The following is a 5,938-nucleotide window of genomic DNA, read 5'->3' as shown; positions in this document are numbered from 1 at the left end:
TGATAGAATACGAACTTTAATAAATAGGAGAAATAAAATGAAAAATATAGAATTACTGGCTCCTGTTGGGTCCTTTGACTCATTAAAGGCAGCTGTACAAAATGGAGCGAATGCAGTTTATCTAGGCGGAAAAGATTTCAGTGCTAGAGCATCTGCAAATAATTTTGATAGAGAAGAGCTTACAGAAGCAGTTAAATACGCTCATATAAGGGGTGTTAGAGTTTTCGTGACTACAAACACACTTATAAAGCAAAATGAAATAGAAGATTTCGTGGAATATGCCAAGTTTTTATACGATATAGATGTCGATGCACTTATAATGCAGGATATAGGAGTGGCTATGCTTATACACGACTTATTACCTGATTTTGAATTGCATGCGAGTACTCAGATGGTGGCGCATTCTTTAGAGGATGTGAAGTATTTGGAAAGTATTGGATTTAAAAGAGTAGTGCTTGCGAGGGAGTTGACTATAGAAGAAATCAAACATATTTGCGACAACACAGATGTGGATATAGAAATTTTTGTACATGGAGCACTTTGTGTTTGCTATTCTGGAGGATGCTTGATGAGCAGTATGATCGGAAATCGTTCTGGAAATAGAGGAAGATGTGCACAGCCTTGCAGACAAAAATATAAGCTTATAGACATATCTACAGGCGAAGAAATCCACAACAAGGGAGATTATCTTTTGAGTACGAGAGATTTAAATACTATAGAGGATGTGGATAAAATAATAGAAAGTGGTGTTTTATCCTTGAAAATCGAGGGTAGAATGAAGAAACCAGAGTATGTAGCGACAGTTATCAACAGTTATAGACAGGCTATAGACGATTATTTTGAAAATAAAAAGGTAAAAATATCCACAGAGACAATGGAGGATCTATACACTATCTTTAATAGAAAATTCACAAAAGGTCTTATTTTAGGTGAAGTCGGTTCAGAAGTTATGAACAGCAACATACCAAATAATCAAGGTTTATATGTAGGAAAAGTCGTTGATTACAACAAAAAAGCCAAGCGATTGAAGATAAAATTAGATGGAACTCTAAAAAAGGGTGATGGAATAAACCTAGGTGGAGGAACTATAGGTAGAATTATAAAGGGTAAAGAAATCTGCAAAGTAGGACACAAAGGTGAAACTATAGAAATAGATTTTATAGGAGAAGCTAGAAAAAATCAAGTCGTGTATAAAACATCTGATACAGATTTAATTGATAGAGCACAAAAGACTTATACTCAAGATAAAGAATTAGTAAAAAATTCGATAGATGCGGAAATTACGATTAAATTAGATGAATATCCACAATTGATATTGGCAGATAAAGAAGGCAATTTTGTAACTGTCAAAGGTGATAAATTAGTAGAAAAAGCGTTGAAGGTAGCATTGAGCGAAGAAAAAATAGAAACTCAAATGAAGAAATTAGGAAATACACCTTACGAAATCGATAATCTAATAATAAATTTAGACGATGGAGTTAGTATGCCTATTAGTTTGATAAATCAAATGCGTAGAGATGCTATTGAATTATTAGACGAGGCTAGAATTCCTGTAAAAGGTAGAGCTTATAAACAAAGTAAGATAAGCTATACTCCTAACAAACAAAGCAAAAAATATGATCCAAAGATCAGAGTAAAAATAAATAATTTAGACGCATTAAAAGCGATAGTTGGATTAGAAATTGACACAATTTACTATGAAGACTTAAAGACATTAGAGCAAGCTGTACAAATAGCTAAAGCAAATGATAAAAAATTAATCTACAGTGCTCCTAGAATAGTAAGAAATAAAGAATATAAAATCCTAGAGAAATCTAAACAATACTGCAGAGAAAGTGTACAAATATCTGCACTAGGACAAGTGAAATTCTACAAAGAAAACAGTGATAATGTGAATCTAAATGTAGATTACTATCTAAACCCTTTTAACAGTGAAACAATAAAACACTACAAAAAAGAAGGCGCAAAAACTCTTTGTATTTCACAAGAGCTAAATATAAGCGAGATAAAGGAAACTACAAAATACACAGATTTAGAAATAGAAACAGTAGCTTACGGATATATTCCAATGATGATAAGCGAATACTGTCCAATGGGTGTACTTACTAGAAACTGCAAAAAAGACAAAAGATGTGTAGCCTGTAACGAAAGCAAATACGCACTTAGAGATTTTAAAGGAGAAGAGTACAGAATATCTCAAGGCTTATTCTGCAGAAGTACAATATATAATTCAAGACCAAACTGCCTGATAAATGAACTAGAGGAGCTTTTAGATGCTGGCGTAAGCGTATTTAGATTAGATTTTACACATGAAGATACGAGTTTAATAGTTAAAATTACACAAGCGTTTATAGATACGATAAAAAATAATTGCACAGTTAGTGCTGAAGCACAAGAATTATTTGATGAATTAGATACAACATTGGGACATCTATATAAAGGAATAGATTAAAGAGGGGATTTTTATGAAGAAAATATTGATGATATTGTTGATTGTAATTTTATCTGTAGGATGTAGCAAGGATAGCACTACACAGGAAAAATCAACAGACGAATCTTTAGTTAAAAGCGAACAAACTTCTGAACAAAATACCCTACAAATACAAGATGTAGAGGGATACTGGGAGTATAAAGGTGAAGATGAAAGCGCATTATTAAAATTCGACTGGAAAATGAATTTAGATTTATATTACAGTGATGGTTCACGTGAAGAGTGTAGCTATGAGCTAGTCGAGTCAAAAGAAAATAGTATCGATATAAATATAAAAAATGGAGATAAAACTACTCCTGCAACTATAAAAACAGACGACAACGGAGAAACTATAACCTTAGAAAAGAACGAAAAGGAATACTATTTTGTTCGAATACCAAAGGATCAATTCTATATAAAATTAGTTGAGGATTATAAACAAAAATAGTTTTGTAAATCAGTTCGAATTATTACAATTAGTGATATAATATATTTGAGGAGAGAATTTAGGTACGCCATACTTAGATTCTCTCTTTTAAAATATATTATTTAGTTAAAAAAAGGAGAGATTGAACAATGAGTAAGATTGTAGCATTTATGACAAGTCCAAGAAAAAATGGATATTGTTCAAAGGTATTAAATAAAGTTATAGAAGGTGCAAAATCAAAAGGTGCAGAAGTAGTAGTATACGATTTAAATGAGGATGGAGTAAAAGGATGCCAAGGATGTAACTACTGTAGAAAAAATGAAGGCTGTGCGACAAAGGATAAATTACAACCAATGTACGAAGACATAAAAGAAGCAGATGCAATAGTTGCTGCATTCCCAATATATTTCTACAACATATCAGGACAAGGAAAGATACTTATAGACAGATTATATCCAGTTATAGATTCAAGCTTTGCTCCTAGATATCCAGGGAAAAAAGCTATTACAATATACGCTCAAGGAGCAGATAATGCAGATGCATTTAAAGCTCAAATAGATGCGACAAATAATTTCTTCAAAGCATTTGGATGGGATGTAGAAAAAACATTTGTAGTAGCTGGAACAAGTTCACCTGATTTTAAATTGGATGATAAATTAATGGAAGATGCTGTTGAAGCAGGAAAAGCATTAGTTTAATAGCGATTTAGATTACATATTTCAAAATAAAAAGGAGCTAGAGGGCTCCTTTTTATATATTTAGTTTTAAATAAAATTCTAATATTGATTCATGTTTTCAAGTAAAGCTATCAAATAATCCCATACATTTTGTATAGAAGAAATACTGATATGTTCATTTGGAGTATGAGCATCGTAAGTATTAGGTCCTATTGAGATCGCTTCACAGCCTTTCATTTTTTGAAGGAATAATCCGCATTCAAGTCCGGCATGGATTGTGATAATTTGAGCTTCTTTACCAGTTAGATTTTTATAAGTTTCTAAGCTGATTTTTTCTAACTTAGAATCCATAGCTCTTTCCCATTCTGGATATGGATCAGTTTGTTCATAGTCGGCACCTACGCAGTCTGCTAGTAATTTTATTTTGTGGTTTATATCTTCTCTTCTAGTTCCCACAGAGCTTCTTGTTGCGTTTTCAAATAGCATAGCATTTTCTTTTGTTGTTACTACGCCTATATTTGTAGAGCTTTCAACTAATCCAGGAATATCGGCACACATTGTTTGAACTCCATTAGGGATTAGATTTAGTATTTTTATAATTTTATCTTTGCAATTATCAGTTAGTACTTTATCGAAATAAGCTTCACCTATTTCTATTTTTATATCAGGGTCTGATACTTGGTATTCGTGGTTGAATATTTTTTGGATATCACCTATTTGAGCTTTAAATTCGTCTAGATCTTTTTTGTCGACAGCTACAACAGCATCACATTCACGAGGAATAGCGTTTTGTTTTAAACCGCCGTTTATACTAACTAAATCGTAATCTACGTCTAATAAATTTAAAATTCTACCCATTAATTTATTTGAGTTAGCATGGTTTTTATCTATTTCAGAGCCAGAGTGCCCACCTACAAGACCTTTTAGTTCTATTAAGATACCTTGTTTATCAGAATCAGTAAATTCAAGTGGTAAGCTAATGCAGTTTCTATTACCACCAGCACAGCCTACTAATATAAATCCTTCTTCTTCAGAATCTATGTTTATCATGTATTTTCCATTTAAATTGCTAGCATCTAAATTTATAGCACCAGTCATACCTACTTCTTCATCAGTAGTTATAAGCACTTCTAAGGCTGGATGCTTTATATCGTCAGAAGCAAGAATAGCCATTGCATAAGCTACTGCTATACCATCATCTGCACCTAAAGTAGTGTCAGTTGCATAGATCATATCACCTTCAACTCTTAATTGAATAGGGTCATTTAAAAAGTCGTGGTTAGAAGATTTGTTTTTTTCGCAGACCATATCCATATGTCCTTGAAGTATTACACCAGGGCAGTTTTCATAGCCTTTAGTCGCCTTTTTCTTGATGATGACATTTAGGTGTTCATCTTGTATGTATTCTAAATTTAATTCCTTTGCAAAATTGCATAGATAATCGCTTATAGCCTTTTCATTTCCAGAGCCTCTAGGAATTTGTGATATTTGTTCAAAGTAATTTAGAACAGATTGAGGTTCTAGGCCTTCTAGTATATTTTTCATTTGAAAGTCAACTCCTTATTTTGTTTGTTCTATCAATTAGTATATTATACCAAAATTTGTGAATCAAGTTAGGTATGATTATTTATGTATATTATTATCTAAATAAATGAGTTTGATGTGTATGAAATTTGGAACAATAAACCAGTTTTTTTTGTTTTAGTGATTATGCTATAATAGGCAACGGAGAATTACATTTCTATAGAGTGGTAGCTTCATATCATAGTAACTGAATTTTTTAGAAAAGGAGGTGAAGGATATGGAGAACTTTTTACTTAGCATATTGTCGCAAGTAGTTGCGACAGGAATATGTTGTACTTTTAGGTACATATACAAAAAAGTAAAAAACCACTCAAATGGCCATAAGAGCGGTTCAAATATATAGCTTTAAATTGTAAATAAAGAAGCTACCACTCTAATAGCGAATAGAATTGTAGTTCTCTTTTTATTATATAATTATACCCTATCTATATATTAATATTCAAGTTATTAATTTATAATGATTAACCATAATTATATGTAAATATTGGAAAGTGTCAAATTGACAACAATCAATAAAAATGATAGTATATGCGAAAAAAGGAGAAGTATCGTAAATATATAATTGAATATATTGTATTTATAAATGTATAATTAAATATGTCATATATAATATCTAAACATCTGCTACATCAGCAGGTGTATTTTGGTATATAAAAATATTTTAAATATATTGGGAGGTTTCAATGGAAGAGAGAAAATACAAAACTAAAGAATTAATAGGAAGATTTCTTCCTTATTTTAGGCCGTATAAAAAAGTTTTATTATTAGATTTATTCTGTG

The 5,938-nt window shown here is 31.4% G+C and carries 5 protein-coding genes; 4 read left to right on the top strand and 1 reads right to left on the bottom strand.

What is annotated here, in order from left to right:
- Window positions 1-37: 37 nt before the first annotated feature.
- The 3 genes from MR593_RS00420 (at window position 38) to MR593_RS00410 (ending at window position 3,595) form a co-directional block, all read left to right on the top strand.
- Entirely contained in the window at window positions 38-2,452 is a 2,415-nt protein-coding gene (locus tag MR593_RS00420) for a DUF3656 domain-containing U32 family peptidase (protein WP_290685683.1), read from the top strand.
- Window positions 2,453-2,465: 13 nt separating this feature from the next.
- Window positions 2,466-2,918 carry a hypothetical protein gene (locus MR593_RS00415; protein ID WP_290685681.1) on the top strand — a complete coding sequence of 151 codons (453 nt, stop codon included), beginning with the start codon at window positions 2,466-2,468 and terminating at the stop codon, window positions 2,916-2,918.
- Between the two features lie 128 nt (window positions 2,919-3,046).
- The gene (locus MR593_RS00410; RefSeq protein WP_290685679.1) at window positions 3,047-3,595 is read left to right on the top strand and encodes a flavodoxin family protein; all 549 of its coding nucleotides are present in this window, start codon (window positions 3,047-3,049) and stop codon (window positions 3,593-3,595) included.
- 78 nt (window positions 3,596-3,673) lie between these two features.
- On the opposite strand, the gene MR593_RS00405 is transcribed toward MR593_RS00410, so the two are convergent.
- Window positions 3,674-5,119, bottom strand: a complete 1,446-nt coding sequence (locus MR593_RS00405) for an aminoacyl-histidine dipeptidase (protein ID WP_290685677.1) — start codon at window positions 5,117-5,119, stop codon at window positions 3,674-3,676.
- A 256-nt stretch (window positions 5,120-5,375) separates the two neighbouring features.
- On the opposite strand from MR593_RS00405, the gene MR593_RS00400 reads away from it, so the two are divergent.
- Window positions 5,376-5,501, top strand: a complete 126-nt coding sequence (locus MR593_RS00400; protein WP_290685675.1) for a hypothetical protein — start codon at window positions 5,376-5,378, stop codon at window positions 5,499-5,501.
- Window positions 5,502-5,938: the final 437 nt, after the last annotated feature.

The organism is Intestinibacter sp., assembly GCF_022780145.1.
Lineage (GTDB): Bacteria > Bacillota > Clostridia > Peptostreptococcales > Peptostreptococcaceae > Intestinibacter.
This window is presented reverse-complemented; position numbering and strand designations above follow the sequence as displayed.

Excerpts from the sequence above, each read along its gene's own strand:
- MR593_RS00420 (WP_290685683.1), top strand. The coding sequence starts at position 38 with ATGAAAAATATAGAATTACTGGCTCCTGTTGGGTCCTTTGACTCATTA.
- MR593_RS00415 (WP_290685681.1), top strand. The coding sequence starts at position 2,466 with ATGAAGAAAATATTGATGATATTGTTGATTGTAATTTTATCTGTAGGA.
- MR593_RS00410 (WP_290685679.1), top strand. The coding sequence starts at position 3,047 with ATGAGTAAGATTGTAGCATTTATGACAAGTCCAAGAAAAAATGGATAT.
- MR593_RS00405 (WP_290685677.1), bottom strand. The coding sequence starts at position 5,119 with ATGAAAAATATACTAGAAGGCCTAGAACCTCAATCTGTTCTAAATTAC.
- MR593_RS00400 (WP_290685675.1), top strand. The coding sequence starts at position 5,376 with ATGGAGAACTTTTTACTTAGCATATTGTCGCAAGTAGTTGCGACAGGA.